Annotated in this window: 17 protein-coding genes, 1 pseudogene and 1 riboswitch; of the genes and pseudogenes, 10 read left to right on the top strand and 8 right to left on the bottom strand. The window is 60.6% G+C overall.

Annotated elements, in window-relative coordinates; genetic code table 11:
• Window positions 1-25: 25 nt before the first annotated feature.
• On the bottom strand, window positions 26-754 hold the full coding sequence (locus HX824_RS22560; protein ID WP_177055092.1) for a CbtA family protein: 729 nt from the start codon (window positions 752-754) through the stop codon (window positions 26-28).
• Window positions 755-769: 15 nt separating this feature from the next.
• Window positions 770-982: a CbtB domain-containing protein gene (locus HX824_RS22555; protein WP_003208073.1), complete on the bottom strand. Its 213-nt coding sequence runs from the start codon at window positions 980-982 to the stop codon at window positions 770-772.
• A 31-nt stretch (window positions 983-1,013) separates the two neighbouring features.
• Window positions 1,014-1,133, bottom strand: a riboswitch (cobalamin riboswitch).
• A 47-nt stretch (window positions 1,134-1,180) separates the two neighbouring features.
• Here HX824_RS22555 and HX824_RS22550 point away from each other — a divergent pair.
• The 3 genes from HX824_RS22550 to HX824_RS22540 are packed head-to-tail and all read left to right on the top strand — an operon-like array spanning window position 1,181 to window position 3,290.
• Complete coding sequence (locus tag HX824_RS22550; protein WP_003208075.1) at window positions 1,181-1,744, top strand: histidine phosphatase family protein; 564 nt, start codon at window positions 1,181-1,183, stop codon at window positions 1,742-1,744.
• Between the two features lie 58 nt (window positions 1,745-1,802).
• The gene (cobF, locus tag HX824_RS22545) at window positions 1,803-2,558 is read left to right on the top strand and encodes a precorrin-6A synthase (deacetylating) (RefSeq protein WP_003208076.1); all 756 of its coding nucleotides are present in this window, start codon (window positions 1,803-1,805) and stop codon (window positions 2,556-2,558) included.
• 12 nt (window positions 2,559-2,570) lie between these two features.
• Window positions 2,571-3,290: an alpha/beta hydrolase gene (locus tag HX824_RS22540; RefSeq protein ID WP_177055091.1), complete on the top strand. Its 720-nt coding sequence runs from the start codon at window positions 2,571-2,573 to the stop codon at window positions 3,288-3,290.
• 146 nt (window positions 3,291-3,436) lie between these two features.
• On the opposite strand, the gene HX824_RS22535 is transcribed toward HX824_RS22540, so the two are convergent.
• Window positions 3,437-4,015 (bottom strand): hypothetical protein, encoded by a 579-nt coding sequence (locus HX824_RS22535; protein ID WP_003208079.1) that lies wholly within the window; start codon window positions 4,013-4,015, stop codon window positions 3,437-3,439.
• Window positions 4,016-4,087: 72 nt separating this feature from the next.
• On the bottom strand, window positions 4,088-5,896 hold the full coding sequence (locus HX824_RS22530; RefSeq protein ID WP_087694163.1) for a monovalent cation:proton antiporter-2 (CPA2) family protein: 1,809 nt from the start codon (window positions 5,894-5,896) through the stop codon (window positions 4,088-4,090).
• Between the two features lie 359 nt (window positions 5,897-6,255).
• Here HX824_RS22530 and HX824_RS22525 point away from each other — a divergent pair.
• From HX824_RS22525 to HX824_RS22515, 3 genes and pseudogenes are all read left to right on the top strand, one after another.
• A pseudogene (locus HX824_RS22525) lies at window positions 6,256-6,622 on the top strand (type II toxin-antitoxin system RelE/ParE family toxin).
• The gene (locus HX824_RS22520) at window positions 6,615-6,920 is read left to right on the top strand and encodes an XRE family transcriptional regulator (RefSeq protein ID WP_177055090.1); all 306 of its coding nucleotides are present in this window, start codon (window positions 6,615-6,617) and stop codon (window positions 6,918-6,920) included. The pseudogene HX824_RS22525 and the gene HX824_RS22520 overlap by 8 nt, the downstream one beginning before the upstream one ends.
• A gap of 118 nt (window positions 6,921-7,038) precedes the next feature.
• On the top strand, window positions 7,039-7,935 hold the full coding sequence (locus HX824_RS22515; RefSeq protein WP_371319420.1) for a LysR family transcriptional regulator: 897 nt from the start codon (window positions 7,039-7,041) through the stop codon (window positions 7,933-7,935).
• Here HX824_RS22515 and HX824_RS22510 read toward each other — a convergent pair.
• Window positions 7,925-8,326 (bottom strand): RidA family protein, encoded by a 402-nt coding sequence (locus HX824_RS22510; RefSeq protein WP_003208087.1) that lies wholly within the window; start codon window positions 8,324-8,326, stop codon window positions 7,925-7,927. The genes HX824_RS22515 and HX824_RS22510 overlap by 11 nt on opposite strands.
• A 181-nt stretch (window positions 8,327-8,507) precedes the next feature.
• On the opposite strand from HX824_RS22510, the gene HX824_RS22505 reads away from it, so the two are divergent.
• Together HX824_RS22505 and HX824_RS22500 are read left to right on the top strand one after the other, a co-directional pair.
• On the top strand, window positions 8,508-10,061 hold the full coding sequence (locus HX824_RS22505) for a DUF726 domain-containing protein (RefSeq protein ID WP_008437056.1): 1,554 nt from the start codon (window positions 8,508-8,510) through the stop codon (window positions 10,059-10,061).
• Between the two features lie 41 nt (window positions 10,062-10,102).
• Window positions 10,103-11,422: an Nramp family divalent metal transporter gene (locus HX824_RS22500; RefSeq protein WP_177008242.1), complete on the top strand. Its 1,320-nt coding sequence runs from the start codon at window positions 10,103-10,105 to the stop codon at window positions 11,420-11,422.
• 10 nt (window positions 11,423-11,432) lie between these two features.
• Here the strand turns inward: HX824_RS22500 and HX824_RS22495 are convergent, their stop codons facing one another.
• The 3 genes from HX824_RS22495 to HX824_RS22485 form a co-directional block, all read right to left on the bottom strand.
• Window positions 11,433-11,810 carry a type II toxin-antitoxin system VapC family toxin gene (locus HX824_RS22495; RefSeq protein ID WP_003208092.1) on the bottom strand — a complete coding sequence of 126 codons (378 nt, stop codon included), beginning with the start codon at window positions 11,808-11,810 and terminating at the stop codon, window positions 11,433-11,435.
• Window positions 11,807-12,178 (bottom strand): type II toxin-antitoxin system Phd/YefM family antitoxin, encoded by a 372-nt coding sequence (locus tag HX824_RS32670; protein WP_003208094.1) that lies wholly within the window; start codon window positions 12,176-12,178, stop codon window positions 11,807-11,809. The genes HX824_RS22495 and HX824_RS32670 overlap by 4 nt, the downstream gene beginning before the upstream one ends.
• A gap of 138 nt (window positions 12,179-12,316) precedes the next feature.
• A complete protein-coding gene (locus tag HX824_RS22485) occupies window positions 12,317-13,249 on the bottom strand; it encodes a LysR family transcriptional regulator (protein WP_023658922.1) in 933 nt (310 codons plus the stop codon).
• Window positions 13,250-13,367: 118 nt separating this feature from the next.
• Between HX824_RS22485 and HX824_RS22480 the strand changes: the two genes are divergently transcribed.
• Both HX824_RS22480 and HX824_RS22475 read left to right on the top strand, forming a co-directional pair.
• A complete protein-coding gene (locus HX824_RS22480) occupies window positions 13,368-13,853 on the top strand; it encodes a DMT family transporter (RefSeq protein ID WP_008437061.1) in 486 nt (161 codons plus the stop codon).
• A gap of 4 nt (window positions 13,854-13,857) precedes the next feature.
• Window positions 13,858-14,313 carry a DMT family transporter gene (locus HX824_RS22475; protein ID WP_003208100.1) on the top strand — a complete coding sequence of 152 codons (456 nt, stop codon included), beginning with the start codon at window positions 13,858-13,860 and terminating at the stop codon, window positions 14,311-14,313.
• Window positions 14,314-14,324 lie beyond the last annotated feature (11 nt).

Genomic DNA, 14,324 nt, shown 5'->3' with positions numbered 1-14,324 from the left:
GATTCGTCGGCGGCTACCTGTACCGTCAGGAATTGAGACGCGCCTGAGGCTGGCTCAGCTTGCGCTCGGCCACGGCGCCGAACACCAGGCCCAGGGTGGTCCACAGCACCAGTTGAATCCCCAGGGAAGCCACGCGGAATTTCCACAGCAACACTGCCGAGAATTGTTCCGGCACTTCGTTGATGGTCGGGAACAAGCTGCCGGCCACCGACACGATCACGATGTACAGCGCCACACCGAGGATTGTGCCTGTCCAAAGGCCACGGCTGGCAATCAGCTTGCGCGCCGCGTTGATCGCAATCACCGCAGCCGCCACCGACACCAGCAGCATCAGGAAGAACAGCTTGGTGCGTTGCGCGATGGTGGCGGGGTCGCCCACCGATGGTGGGTTGGCCGGATACTTCAGCCCCGGCACCACGATGATCGTCACAAACGCCGCCAATGCCAGCAGCGCTGCCAAGCCACGGGGGCCGACCTTGCCGATGCGGCCCAGGGAGTAGGCGAACACCAGGGCGAAAATGCCACCCAGGGAGACGCTGTACACCACCACGCCGGTGAACAGGCCGAAGGTACTTTGTACTTCGCGGCTCACCAGTTCTTCTTCCGGCGCGTCGCCGTGCATCTGTGCCATCTGATCTTCGAAGGCGATGGCCTTGTCGATCTGCGGCTCACCAAAAGTCTTGGCGAAGCCGAAGGCCAGGATGCCGGCGAGCAGGCCCACCAGCATCCCGCGAACGAGTAAATGCCCTGTCATGTCGTCACGCTCCAATCAATGGCAGGGGAAACCCAGCAGGTGGCGACCGTCATGCACAAACTCATGCACGTACATGCCTTTGAACACGGCCGTCGCGCCTTGCTCGGCGCCGACGAAGTAAATCGCGAGCAACAGCAGCAGGCCGCCGAAGATCGCCCAGGGCAGGATTTCGCCCAGGGGAATGGACGGTATTGAAACGTCGGAGCCAGTTGCAGCGGTATAAGCCATGAGAACCTCCAGGGATGACGCGTCCCGAAATGGATAGCGAGTTGGCTGAAACAGGGTCTGGCTTACGGCTAGAAGGCCGAATACAGTGGCGCGACCGCGCCGGCATTGAACCGGCTTCCTGTTGCAGAATATTTGAAACATGTTGAAACAACTTCGCAAGTCTACGCTGACTGCACCTTAAAACCAGAGCGATTTGTCATGCAGGCCACCCGTTTGACCCTTGTTGCCCACGCCAGCACCCGTGCCCAGAAACAGGCACGCTTTGCGCTGGATGAGTCGGTGGAGATGGACTGGCAGCAGGCGGCGCTTTCCCAGGGGCAACGCTTCAAGCGTGCACCCCGGGTGCTGTGCGGCCCGGAGGCACGGACCCGGCAGACGGCGGCGCTGTTTGCCGACGATGCTTTGGTTGAAACAGCCCTGCGCGATTGTGATTTTGGCCGCTGGCAAGGGTTGGCGATCGAGGAGGTTCAGCAGGCCGAACCCGAAGCGCTTCAGGCCTGGTTGACCGACAGCACCTCGGCGCCCCACGGCGGCGAGTCGGTAGTGCAACTGTGTGAGCGGATAGGGCAGTGGTTGCAGTCCCTCGAGCAATCCCCGGGGCATGTCGTGGCGGTGACGCATCCATTTGTGATCCGCGCAGCGCTGCTGCATGTCATGCAATGCCCACCCGCCATGTTCAACCTGATCGACGTGGAACCGCTGTCATCCACCGAGTTGCGCTTCAATGGGCGTTGGCGCCTGCGCCTGGAAACTCACGCCTGACGTCCCGAACATGGCAAAATCCGTTCCCCGCACCGAGACCACCCATGAAGACTTTCCCATGAAACGCATCCTGATCATCGGCATTGGCGCCGGCAACCCTGACTACATCACGATGCAGGCGGTCAAGGCGCTCAACCGCACCGACGTGTTTTTCCTGATGGACAAGGGCCAGAGCAAGGACAAGCTGATCGACCTGCGCCGGGAAATCTGCGAGACCTACATCACCGATCACGCCTACCGCTTTGTCGAGGCCGATTGCCCCGAGCGGGTGCGTGGCGATATCGACTACACCACCGCCGTGAAGGACCTGAACCGCGACAAGCAGCAGACCTTCGAACGGATGATCAATGAAGAAATGGCCGACGGCGAAGTGGGCGCATTCCTGGCCTGGGGCGATCCCGCACTGTACGACAGCACCATTCGTATCCTGCAGGCGATCCTCGCCAGCGGCAGCTGCGAATTCGAATTTGAAGTGATCCCCGGGATCACCAGCGTCCAGGCGTTGGCGGCGCAGCACAAAGTGCCGCTGAACCGCATCGGTCGCTCCATCGAAATCACCACCGGGCGCCGGTTGGCGGCGGGGCAGGCGAGTGATGCCGACACCCTGGTTGTCATGCTCGATGCCGAAGATTCCTACCGCACCGTGGCCGATCAGGACCTGGATATCTACTGGGGCGCCTACCTGGGCACACCGGATGAAATCCTGATCAGCGGCAAAGTGGCCGAGGTTGCCGAAGAGATTGAACGTGTGCGCAAGGCGGCGCGCCAGGCCAATGGCTGGATCATGGATACCTATTTGTTGCGCAAACCCTAGAGGTTGATGCTCATGCTCAAACTGATTGCCCTGACGGTAGCGCTGTTTACCGGCGCCGCACAGGCCGAAGACGTATTGCACACCGACCTGCCGCTGCCTTATCTGGAACAGACTCAAAGTGATGCCCGCAACGAGCCGCTGGTGATCTTCCTGCACGGTTATGGCAGTGACGAGGCCGACCTGTTCGGGCTCAAGGACCGCTTGCCGTCGACCTGGACCTACCTGTCTGCACGGGCACCGATGCCGGTGGAGGGCGGTGGTTATCGCTGGTTTCGCAAGAAGCCGGGCGATGGCGATTTTGATGGCGAGACCGCCGACCTGCAGAGCAGCGCCAAGCTGATCGAGGCCTTCGTCGCCCAGGCCACCACCAAGTACCACACCCAACCTGAGCGGGTGTTTCTGGTGGGTTTCAGCCAGGGTGCGATCATGTCGTACGAAGTCGGGTTAAGACATCCCGAAACCCTGCGCGGGATTTCGGCGTTGAGCGGCAGCCTGCTGCCGGTACTCAAGGCCGAACTCAAGCCGGATGCGCGACTGGGCAAGCTGGCGATTTTCATCGGTCACGGGACGCTGGACCAGGCGCTGCCGTACTACTCGGCAACGCGGGCCAACGAGGTATTGCAGGGGATTGGCCTCACCCCGGAATTCCACGGCTACCCGGGGATGATTCATACCGTCGGTGAGGCGGAGTTGCTGGACTTGAAGCAGTGGCTGGAAAAGAGCCTGCGTTGAATCCTGCGATGTGAACGCGATCAAAAATGTGGGAGCGGGCTTGCTCGCGAAGACGGTGTTGCAGTCAGCACATGTATTAACTGACCCACCGCATTCGCGAGCAAGCCCGCTCCCACATTGGATTTTCATTGCCAGATTAAAACCGGTTATTTACCGCCGATAATCTGCTTCACCAACAGTGCATGACCGGCTTCATCATCCGCCCGGGAAATGGCCTGCACCACCAATTGGTGGCTGCCGGAACCCGTCAGGAAGGTGGAACTCAGTGTCTTGCCACCGCCCATGGTCGCGGTGCTGTCGACCTGGCGCAGGGCCAGGCCTTTCACGGTGAGTTTCTTCTCGGCGCCTTTCTTGAAGTCCGGCAGGGCGGCGCTTTGTTCCTTGACGAAATCCGCCACGGCACCGTCGAGGAACTGCGGGTCGTTGTCCTTGATCAGGCCGGCGACACTCGGTTTTTCGACGACGAAGATCACGCTTTTGGTGGCCTGGTCACTGTACATCGTGCCGCTGGCGCCTGCGGTGCCGTGCTCGGCATCACCGGCCGGCAGTGGGTCGGCCAGGTAGGACTTGGGCAGGTTGAAGCTGAACTTGCCATCCAGGGTGGAGATGGTCTGGGTGGCGGTCTTCTGCGCCGCTGGCTTGCTGGCGGCGAGGACTTGGCTGGCGCCGAAGCCGGCGGCCAGCGCGAGGGCCAAGAGGGCTGCGGTCTTGCTGAGGGTGGCCATGAAGCTCTCCAGGGATGAACGAAATTGCGCCGTATTCTGTCAGAAAACTCGCAAGATCGTTCATCTCCATCCCTACACCTTGTCGGACTCTTCCTCGATCCGGTCCATCTCAAACAGCCGTGCCAGTTCCGTCCGGGCTTCCTGGGCAGACTGCATCACCTTGGCCGCGTCGTCATACACGGCGTGTTGGGCCGCCAGCAATTGCAGGTCATGGTTTTTGAAGCGGCTGATGCGCGCGTCGGCCTGGGCCTGGGTCAAGCCAAGGCCCACCAGGGTGCGGCGGCTCATTTCCAGGCTGGAGTAAAACGTCTCGCGCACCGGTGACGCGTCGAGGTCCACCAGGCGGTGCACATGCTGGCGGTTACGGGCGCGGGCGATGATCTTCATGTGCGGGTAGAGGCTGCGTACCAGCGCGGCGGTCTTGATGTTGATCTCGGGGTCGTCCATGGCGATCACGAAAAACTCGGCCTGGTCGACTTTCGCTGCGTGAAGGATTTCCGGGCGCTGCGGGTCGCCGTAGAACACCGGCATGCCGCCGAAACTGCGGGTCAGTTCGATGGTTTCCACCGAGGTGTCGAGGGCAATGAACGAGATGTTCTGTGCCCGCAGGATCCGCGCCACGATCTGCCCCATGCGGCCCATCCCGGCGATCACCACCCGTGGCGCATCGCTTTCGATGGCACGGTATTCCTCGGGTACTTCCACCGGCTTGGCCTTGGGCTTGAACAGCTTCGGGCAGAGCAACAGCAGCAATGGCGTCACGGCCATGGACAGGGTGATGGTCAGCACCAGGATGTCGTAGAGGTGCGGCTCGAACAGGCCCTGGTCGCGGCCGATCTTGAACACCACGAATGCGAACTCACCACCGGCTGCCAGCACCACGCCCAGGCGCAGCGCGCTTTCAGGGTTCAGGCCGCCTGCCAGGCGACCCACGCAAAACAGCAGCGGCAACTTGATGGCGATCAGCAGCAGGGTCAGCCCCAGCACGATCACCGGCGCGCTGAACAGCAGGCTGATATTGGCGCCCATGCCCACGCTGATAAAAAACAGACCCAGCAGCAGGCCCTTGAACGGTTCGATCTGCGATTCCAGCTCATGCCGGTATTCGGAGTCTGCCAGCAGCAACCCGGCGAGGAAGGCGCCGAGGGCCATGGACACGCCCACCAATTCCATCAGCCATGCGGTGCCGATCACCACCAGCAACGCGGTGGCGGTGGAGACCTCCCGCAGGCCGGTCTTGGCGACGATGCGAAACACCGGCCGCAACAGATAGCGCCCGCCGATGATCACCACGGCGATGCTGCCCAGTACTTCCAGGCCGTGTCGCAGGCCCTGGGAGGTGGTGGCGGGATGATCGCTGCCCGCGAGCAGCGGCACCATGGCGATCAACGGGATGGCGGCGATGTCCTGGAACAACAGAATCGCAAAGGCCAGTCGCCCGTGGGGCTGGTTGAGTTCCTTGCGCTCGGCGAGGCTTTGCAGGCCAAACGCGGTGGAGGAGAGCGCCAGGCCAAGGCCCAGCGCAATCGCGCTGTTCCATGATTGGCCAAACACGAACAGCGCGACCACGCCGATCACGGTGCCCGTCAGTAACACCTGTGCCAGGCCTACACCGAACACTGCCTTGCGCATCACCCACAGACGCTTCGGTGACAACTCCAGGCCAATGATGAACAGCAGCAATACCACCCCAAGTTCGGAAAACTGGCTGACGCTTTGCGGGTTGCCCACCAGGCCCAGCACCGATGGGCCGATGATCACTCCGGCCAGCAAGTAACCCAGCACGGCACCCAGTTGCAGGCGCTTGGCCAGGGGCACGGTCAGGACGGCAGCGAGCAGGAATACAACGGCCGCTTGTAACAGGTTGCCTTCATGGGGCATTGGGAACTCCGGGATCGTTTTGCTGAATCAACAGGTTTTACTGTAGGAGCGAGCTTGCTTTGCAGGTCCCAAGGCCTTCGCCTCCGGGTTCATTGGATGTCGTCCGGTTCTTTCGCAGCACTCTCCAAACTATTAATACCATTTATTTCAATGAGTTTTATGCACGTGGCGGTCGGGATCATCCGTGGTGCCGGCGCTGTGGTCGTGTCTTCAGCCGCGCGAAAGGGTGGTTTTTTATGGGCTGAGCATTGTGCGGGAATAATCTACAAACACTTTTCCGGGACAGACGGAAGCCTGTACACGGCAGGAACTCCTACAATTATGCCCTTGAGTTTATATTCCATGGATGGAATATTTGCATGAGTTGGGACATTGAATACACGGACGAGTTTGGAATCTGGTGGGGCGGTCTGGATGCAAAGGAGCAATCCTCAGTATCGGTCAGTGTGGATTTACTGAGCCTTCTGGGGCCAGGCCTTGGCTTCCCCCCGCAGCAGCGATATCAAGGGCTCCAGGCATGGCTGCCTGCGAGAGTTGCGGGTGCAACATGCCGGGCGGCCTTACCGCGTCCTGTATGCATTTGATCCGCGCCGGTGTGCCTTGTTGCTGATTGGCGGGGATAAAACCGGTCGAGGCCGGTGGTATGACGAATACGTCCCGCTGGCTGAGAAGTTGTATGACGAACATTTGGAAACACTGCTTAAAGAGGGCCGTCACCATGGCTAAAAAATTCAGTGAGCTGCAGGCTCGCATGACACCGCAAGCCCGGGCCAATGCAGAGCGCATCTTCCAGCAACACCTGAAAGAAATGCCCCTGCATGAACTGCGCAAGGCGCAACAGATGAGCCAGGATACGCTGGCCAAGGCGCTGAATATCAATCAGGCGGCAGTGTCCAAAATGGAGCGGCGTACCGACATGTATATCAGCACGCTGCGTAACTATATCCGCGCCATGGGAGGAGAACTGGAGATTGTCGCTACGTTTCCTGATGGCCAGGTAAAGATCGAGAACTTTGCCCACTGAGTCATCCGCTCCGTCAAAGCCCGGCCATGCGCCGGGCTTTTTTGTTCGCTGAATGCCTGTCGTCATTGTGCAGCTTAATGGACAATACTCGCCATTCTTGCCCTCATCGGACATCAACGTGAACCAACTCCTCGCCATGCGTGCCTTCGTCCGTGTCGTCGAAACCGGCTCCTTCAGCCGCGCGTCCGACCAGTTGGCACTGCCGCGTTCCACCGTCAGTAAACTCATCACGGACCTGGAGAAGCACCTTGGCGTCAAGTTGATGCATCGCACCACCCGTGCGCTGGCGGCGACGCCGGAGGGGTTGGAGTACTACAGCCACGCGCTGTGCCTGGTGGCGGAACTCGATGAACTGGACAATGCCCTGCGCGGGCAGAAGCTCAAGCCCGGCGGCCACCTGAAAGTGGATGCGCCGGCGTCCTTTGCCAATTGCCTGCTGATCCCGGCGCTGGTGGATTTTCATCGTGAGTACCCTGAGATCACCATCGCCCTGGGCATCAGCGACCGCGCCGTGAATATCGTGGGGGAGGGCGTGGATTGCGTGCTGCGCGCTGGCAAGCTCGATGACATGGCGATGATCGCCCGCAAGGTTGTCGACCTCGAGTACGTCACTTGTGCGGCCCCCGGCTACCTGGAGCGCATGGGTACGCCCGTGTCTCCCGAGGACCTCGAGAAGAACCACCTCAAGGTGGGGTATTTCTTTGCCGGGTCGGGTAAGCCGGAGCCGTTGATTTTCGAGAAGGGCGCGACTCGGTATGAGGTAGGCAACTGCGCGTTTTCCACCAACGAAGGCAACGGCCTCAAGGAAATGCTGCTCGCCGGCCTGGGCGTCGGGCAGCATTTCAAGACCATCGTTGACTACTACGTAGAGGCAGGCCATTTAGTCCCGGTACTCGAAGACTGGACCCGGCCCGCCACGCCGTTGCACATCATCTATCCACCCAATCGCCATCAGAACGCCCGGCTGAAGGTATTTATCGACTGGGTGATCGAGCGGTTCGGCGTCAGGCAATAATCGCTGTCACGCGGATTTCAATGCGCATTGCCGGCAGCCCCAGGGCTTCTACTCCCAGCTCAGTCCAGATGGGGGCGTGATTGGGCATGTAATGGCGGTACCACTTGACCATCTGCTCGTTCACCTCCGGCGGGAAACCTCCCACGTGGTAGGAATTGACGTGTACCACATGCTCCCAGCCGGCGCCGGCTGCCGCCAGGGTGCGTTCGAGGTTTTGAAAGGCCAGGGCGATCTCGTCGGTGAGGGATTCGGGAATTTGGAACTCGTCATCCCAGCCGCCCTGGCCCGAGGTTTCGACGCGGTTGCCGATTTTGACCGCCTGGGTGTAATGCAGGGTTTCGCGTGCAATGTCGCCGTAACCGGGTGTGATGAAAAACTCGGGCTTGCTCATGGTGTTCCTCGGTTTCAGTGGTTGACCCGACAAAGGTTAATGGACTGAATCTGCGAACAAAATCCGCGTTTTTTGTCATCACTGTGCAGCGATATGGATAGTCCGAGTATCAGTTTTTCACATTCCCGTAGCCCGCCCTTTGTTACTATCGCCCTCCGTCGTCGCCAGGAGTCACCGTCACATGCAACACCAGTGGGATGAAATGCACCGCACCCGCAAGCCCACGTTTGTGTTGTGTGGCGAGCCCCAGGGGGATGTGCTCAATCTCTACGTGCATGGTTATTCGGCGTTCTTCAACCAGCAACAACTGGGTAGTTTCTCCCGGCAACTGGCAACCATCGAAGGCTCCACCAACCTGATGCTGTTCTGGCCGGCAGGGCATTTCCTGGAAAACCTGTTTGCGCCGTTCAAGGATGTGATTACCTCGATGTTGGGTGGCGGTAGCCTGGGTGCCGCAACCATCGGGGTGGGCAAGGCGATTGCCTATTTCCTCGACCACTACAAAAGCGTCGAGGCGCGGGTGGATGAGGTCGCCAAAAGCCTGCTGCCCGAATTGGCCAACTACCTCCATGGCGAGTCGATCAAGGTGCGGCAGATCAACCTGATCGGCCACTCCCTGGGCGCGCGCATCCTGGTCAAGAGTCTGCTGGCCAGCCCTGAGGTGGCCCGTGAGTTGCCGCTGAACAACCTGCTGCTGATGGGCGGTGCAATTTGTACCTCCAGCCCCTGGGACCTGGTCTCGGCGCCGCTCAGCGGTCGGGTGATCAACTGCCACTCGAGCAAGGATTGGGCGCTGGCGCTCAAGCCTGACACCGAGCGCTGCATCGGTCGTTATGCGATCCCGCTGACACCGGCGCTCAAGGCCAAGGTCGCCAACGTGCACCTGGCCACGTTCGACCACGCCGCGTATTGGCCGCAACTGAAGACGGTGGTGCAGTACACCGACCTGCTGCAGGAACGCCGGGGCATGATCCGCGCCGATCAGCGCAGCAGCGAAGTGCGCTTTGCGGAAGAGGATGTCGAGCTGTTCCCGCTGCTGGTGCAGGCGCGGCCGGAGGAGTTGCAGTTTTTCGCCGAGCTGATGGCGCAAAAGCGCAGTGCCTCTATCGACGCCACCGTGCGCGAGCCCTTGAAGCTGGCCATCGAGTTGCAGCGCATGGGCGGCGACACCTTTATGAACCTGGCCCGTGGTCATGGCGTGAGCTATCGCGAAATCGCCCAGGACGTGGCGCAGCGGGTGGGTATCAAGTTTGATCAACCGATCGAGAAAGTGGCCCTTGCTGATCTGGAACTGCAGGTTGCCGAGCGGCTGATCGAGCAATACAAGGACAAGCTCAGCCAGGCTGATCGCCAAGTGTTCGAGGCAGAGTTGAAGGCCGCGGCACAAAAGGAACAGGGTTTTTTCAATCGTTTCGATGTCGGGCGCTCAGCCACCACTGCCCTCAGCGGGACCGCGCTGGCCGGGTTGACGGGGTTTATCCTGCGCCGGGGCGCGGCCACGGCCATTCCGGTGGTGGGGCAGGCGCTCGCGGCGGCGATGCTGCTGGTGACCGGCGTGCGGGCGTTTTCCGGCCCCGCGTATTCCATCACCACCCTGGCGGTGCTGGTGATCGGGGTGATTCGCGAGCGCCTGGAGCGTGAAGCACTGAACCAGGAGATGGATCTGGTGGTCCAGGTGGTAGAGGCATTTGATCTGCCCCGGGAGACGGTGATGCGTACCGTTGCGTCTGACTGATAAGCTGCGTTCACGTCTTGTGTGAAAGCCTGGTACCCCGCGTGAAATTCAGCCTGCCCAAAATCGCTACCGCCCCGTTCTGCCCGCCGGAAGTCGCCGGCTCCATCGTCGTTGATCCCCGTGCCTCGTTTTTCAAACGTGCGCTGATGTTTGCCGGCCCTGGCTTGCTGATTTCCATCGGCTATATGGACCCGGGCAACTGGGCCACCGCCATCGAGGCCGGTTCGCGCTACGGCTACAACCTGTTGTTCGTGGTGCTGCTGGCGAGCCTGGCGGGGATGGCGGTGCAGTGCCTGTGCTCACGGCTGGGCATCGCCACCGGCAAGGACCTGGCGCAACTGAGCCGCGAGCGCTACAGCCGGCGCTCGTCGTTCGTGCAGTGGATCCTTGCGGAAATCTCGATCATCGCCACCGACCTCGCCGAAGTCCTCGGCTGCGCCCTGGCGTTTCACCTGTTGCTGGGCGTGTCACTGACCACCGGGATTGTCATCACTGCCTTCGATACCTTGCTGATCCTGGCCCTGCAAAATCGAGGCTTCCGCCGGCTGGAAGCGATCATGCTGGCACTGGTGGCGACTATCGGCGTGTGTTTCTTCATCGAGCTGGTGCTGATCAAGCCTTACTGGCCCGACGTGTTTCGTGGTTTCACCCCGTCGTTGTCCGCCATCAGTGATGCCGCACCGTTGTACCTGGCCATTGGCATACTGGGGGCCACGGTGATGCCCCATAACCTCTACCTGCACAGCTCCATCGTGCAAACCCGGCTGTTCGGCAAGGACCTGGCCAGCCGCCAGGACGCGGTGAAATTGGCGCGTATCGATACCATCGGTTCCCTGTCCCTGGCACTGCTGGTCAACGCGGCAATCCTGATACTGGCCGCCGCTGCGTTCCACCAGACCGGCCACACTGATGTGGTGGAAATCCAGGACGCCTATCACTTGCTCGACCCGCTGGTGGGTGGCGTGTTCGCCAGCGTGCTGTTCGGTGTTGCGCTGTTGGCTTCGGGCCAGAGCTCCACGTTCACCGGCACCATTGCCGGGCAAGTGATCATGGAAGGCTACCTCAACCTGCGCATTCCCTGCTGGCAGCGACGGCTGATCACCCGTGGCCTGGCGCTGATCCCGGCGTTCCTCGGGGTGTGGCTGATGGGGGATGATGCCATCGGCAAGCTGCTGATCCTCAGCCAGGTGGTGTTGAGCCTGCAGTTGCCGTTTGCGTTGTTTCCGCTGATCCGCATGACGGGTGACAAGCGCCTGATGGGGCCGTTCGTCAACAGCTTGCCTACGCGGCTGCTGGCCTGGAGCTTGTTTGTGGTGATCAGCGGGGCGAATGCCTGGCTGATCGGGCAGTGGTTGTTTTGAGCGAAGTGAATTAAGTCAAAACGGCCAATGATGTGTATTTCGCCACCATGGGGTCGGCTGTCACTAACTTCATCGGCTCAATGATAGCCGTTGCAATGATGAGCCGATCAAACGGGTCCCTGTGATGGTGTTCAAGGTCCTTGACCGCGATGGCGTGCTCCGAGGTGATGGGCAGTTCCACGTAGCCGCTTTCCAGGCAGTATTCGCGAATTTCGTCCAGGTTTACGTTGAGCTTCCCGAGCCCGACCTTTATCGCCAGCTCCCAGAACGTGGCGGCACTGACGTAAATTTCAGCCGCGTTCTCGATCAGCTTTCTGGCCTTCGCTGGCAGTTTTGGATCATCGCTCAGGGCCCAAAGCAGGATGTGGGTATCCAGCAGTATTCTCATGGGTGGTTTCCCTCAAACGCATCCAGCATGTCGTCTGGCAATGGCGCATCGAAGTCATCCGGCACCACCAGTTTGCCCTTCATCGCGCCGATTCGCCGGCCTGTCGGTTTCCCGACAGGAACAAGGCGAGCCATCGCGCGCCCATGCTTGGCTATGGTGATGATTTGGCCGGCGGCGGCATCATCGACCAGTTTTGATAAATTATTTTTTGCTTCACCCAACGGTACGGTAATCATTTGGTCTTCTCGAGGTTTTGGCCAAATATAGCCAAAATTTCGTAAGCAGGCAAAGATCAACCGACTGCTGGCGGAGGGTGATTTTTGCGGGGACGATTGCAGGTTTCCGAACGGGTAATGACTGGCATCCATGACGTCTCTCCTGAAGGAATTCCTCGAAGTCTGCCCGAGTGCAAGCGGTTTTTGACCCGTGTTGTGGAAAATCAGATCGGACTTACTTGAAGGGGGATTTTTCCCGACAGTGCGGGCCGAATAGTTTCCCACAGTTGCTCAACGGTCCCAGTAAGGCACTGCCCCAAAACACTCGACGAAGTAATCAATCACGGTCCGCACCTTCAACGACAGCCGCCGGCTACCCGGCCACAGCGCAGCAATCTGTTGCGGCTCCAGGGTCGTCGCCACTTCATAGTCGCTGAGCACCGCCTGCAGCGTGCCGGCGCGCAGGCCTTCACCGATCAACCATGACGGGAACACCACCAGCCCCAGGCCTTGTTCGGCAGCGTGGGTCAGGGTGTCGGCGTGGTTGCCGGTGATCGGGCCCTTGACGCTGTAGGACGTCCAGTCGCCCTGGTCCCGGCGGAAGAACCAGCGCTGCTGGCCGGTGACGCCCTTGTAGGCCAGGCACTGGTGGTTCACCAGTTCGTCCGGATGCCGGGGCGTACCGAAACGCTCCAGATAGCCGGGGCTGGCAGCGAGACGAAAGCGCTGGGGGGCGAAGATTCGCGCCTGCATGCCGGAATCGTTCAGCACACCGATGCGAAACAGCAGGTCTGTGCCGTCTTGCAACGGGTCGACGTAGGTGTCGGTTTGCTGGATATCCAGTTGCAGCTTCGGGTAACGCCGACACAGCTCCCCAAGCCACGGCGAGAGGTGGCGTTGGCCAAACACCATCGGCGCATTGATGCGCACCAGGCCGCTGGGTTCGCTTTCCTGTTCCTGCAACGCCTGGCCGGCGGCTTCCAGTTGCTCCAGCATCAATCGCGCATGCCGGCCCAGCAGGCGACCGGCTTCGGTAGGGCTGACCGCACGGGTATGGCGGTACAGCAACTGTTGGCCCAGGGCCTGCTCCATCAACTGCACCTGCCGGGAAATGGAGGAGGGCGCCAGGCCTTCGCGGCGTGCGACTTCGGAAAAGCTGCCGTAGTCCAGTACCGCGACAAACAGGCGAAGCGCCTTGAAGCTCAGTTCGTTCAAACCCTGCATCATCACTCCATGCTGTGCGTATTGCGCAAAGGTGTTATCGGTATGCTCCCATTTATCGCACAGCAGTGCCACCGGATAATACGCGCCATTGTTCCTCTCTCTAACGCGCAGGTGATGTATGCAGGCTTCTTCAGTGGCGGGTGTGGCTCAGGCCAAGCCCAAGACGTTTCTTCGGTTGTTGCTATTGCCGCTGGTGATCTTCGCCGGCATGGGCTTGTCGGTGGAGGCCGGCTTGCTGGGCCCGCTGGGTGTGCAGGTCGGCCACTTGTGGGCGACCTTGAGCATCTTCGGCGTCGGCTCGGCGATCCTGTTCCTGCTGTTGCTGTTCAGCGGCCCGCAAAAGGGTCCGGCGTTGACCGACCTGCCGCGCTGGCAATTGATCGGTGGCTTCCTGGGGCCGATGTACGTGGTGGTGCTGACCCTGGCGACCCCGCATATCGGGATCGCGATGACCATGATTGCGATCTTGTCGGGCCAGGTGGGCAAGAGCGTGCTGATCGACCACTTCGGCTGGTTTGGCACTGCCCGCAAGCGGGTCAACGTGGAGCGCTGGATTGCACTGGCGTTGATCGTGGTAGCACTTGTTCTGATTGCGCGAGGTTAAGGCGATGAACCTGATTCTGTTGTTGGTATTGGTAGTGGCCGCCGGTGCGGTATTGAGTGTGCAGGCCGCCATCAATGGCCGCCTCGGGCAGGCGGTGGGCGTATTGCGCAGCAGCCTGCTGACCTTTGTCGTGGGCGCGATCAGTACCGGGTTGCTGATTCTGTTCTTTGAGCCCGCCCACGCGGTCAGCCTGCTGGACGTGCCGAAGTGGCAACTGACCGGGGCGTTGTTCGGGGTGGTGTACATGATGGTGATGGTCGGCGCGGTCCCGATTGTCGGCACGGCAGTGGCGACGGTGGCGGTGATTGTCGGGCAGTTGGGCATGGGCATGCTGATCGATAACTTCGGCTGGCTCGGCAACCCGGCGATCGAACTGTCCGGCAGCCGCATCGTGGCGATGCTGTGCCTCGCGCTGGCCCTGGTGTTCATGTACCGCAGCAACGCTCGTCGGGCTGACTGACGGGCCTTTGA

It is taken from the genome of Pseudomonas sp. D4002 (assembly GCF_013385665.1).
Taxonomy (GTDB): Bacteria; Pseudomonadota; Gammaproteobacteria; order Pseudomonadales; family Pseudomonadaceae; genus Aquipseudomonas.
The sequence above is the reverse complement of the archived record's forward strand: the minus strand, read 5'-3'. Positions and strand labels throughout refer to the sequence as shown.

Coding starts and splice junctions, on each gene's coding strand:
- HX824_RS22560 (WP_177055092.1), bottom strand. CDS start 754: ATGACAGGGCATTTACTCGTTCGCGGGATGCTGGTGGGCCTGCTCGCC.
- HX824_RS22555 (WP_003208073.1), bottom strand. CDS start 982: ATGGCTTATACCGCTGCAACTGGCTCCGACGTTTCAATACCGTCCATT.
- HX824_RS22550 (WP_003208075.1), top strand. CDS start 1,181: ATGCAGGCCACCCGTTTGACCCTTGTTGCCCACGCCAGCACCCGTGCC.
- cobF (WP_003208076.1), top strand. CDS start 1,803: ATGAAACGCATCCTGATCATCGGCATTGGCGCCGGCAACCCTGACTAC.
- HX824_RS22540 (WP_177055091.1), top strand. CDS start 2,571: ATGCTCAAACTGATTGCCCTGACGGTAGCGCTGTTTACCGGCGCCGCA.
- HX824_RS22535 (WP_003208079.1), bottom strand. CDS start 4,015: ATGGCCACCCTCAGCAAGACCGCAGCCCTCTTGGCCCTCGCGCTGGCC.
- HX824_RS22530 (WP_087694163.1), bottom strand. CDS start 5,896: ATGCCCCATGAAGGCAACCTGTTACAAGCGGCCGTTGTATTCCTGCTC.
- HX824_RS22520 (WP_177055090.1), top strand. CDS start 6,615: ATGGCTAAAAAATTCAGTGAGCTGCAGGCTCGCATGACACCGCAAGCC.
- HX824_RS22510 (WP_003208087.1), bottom strand. CDS start 8,326: ATGAGCAAGCCCGAGTTTTTCATCACACCCGGTTACGGCGACATTGCA.
- HX824_RS22505 (WP_008437056.1), top strand. CDS start 8,508: ATGCAACACCAGTGGGATGAAATGCACCGCACCCGCAAGCCCACGTTT.
- HX824_RS22495 (WP_003208092.1), bottom strand. CDS start 11,810: ATGAGAATACTGCTGGATACCCACATCCTGCTTTGGGCCCTGAGCGAT.
- HX824_RS32670 (WP_003208094.1), bottom strand. CDS start 12,178: ATGGATGCCAGTCATTACCCGTTCGGAAACCTGCAATCGTCCCCGCAA.
- HX824_RS22485 (WP_023658922.1), bottom strand. CDS start 13,249: ATGCAGGGTTTGAACGAACTGAGCTTCAAGGCGCTTCGCCTGTTTGTC.
- HX824_RS22480 (WP_008437061.1), top strand. CDS start 13,368: ATGCAGGCTTCTTCAGTGGCGGGTGTGGCTCAGGCCAAGCCCAAGACG.
- HX824_RS22475 (WP_003208100.1), top strand. CDS start 13,858: ATGAACCTGATTCTGTTGTTGGTATTGGTAGTGGCCGCCGGTGCGGTA.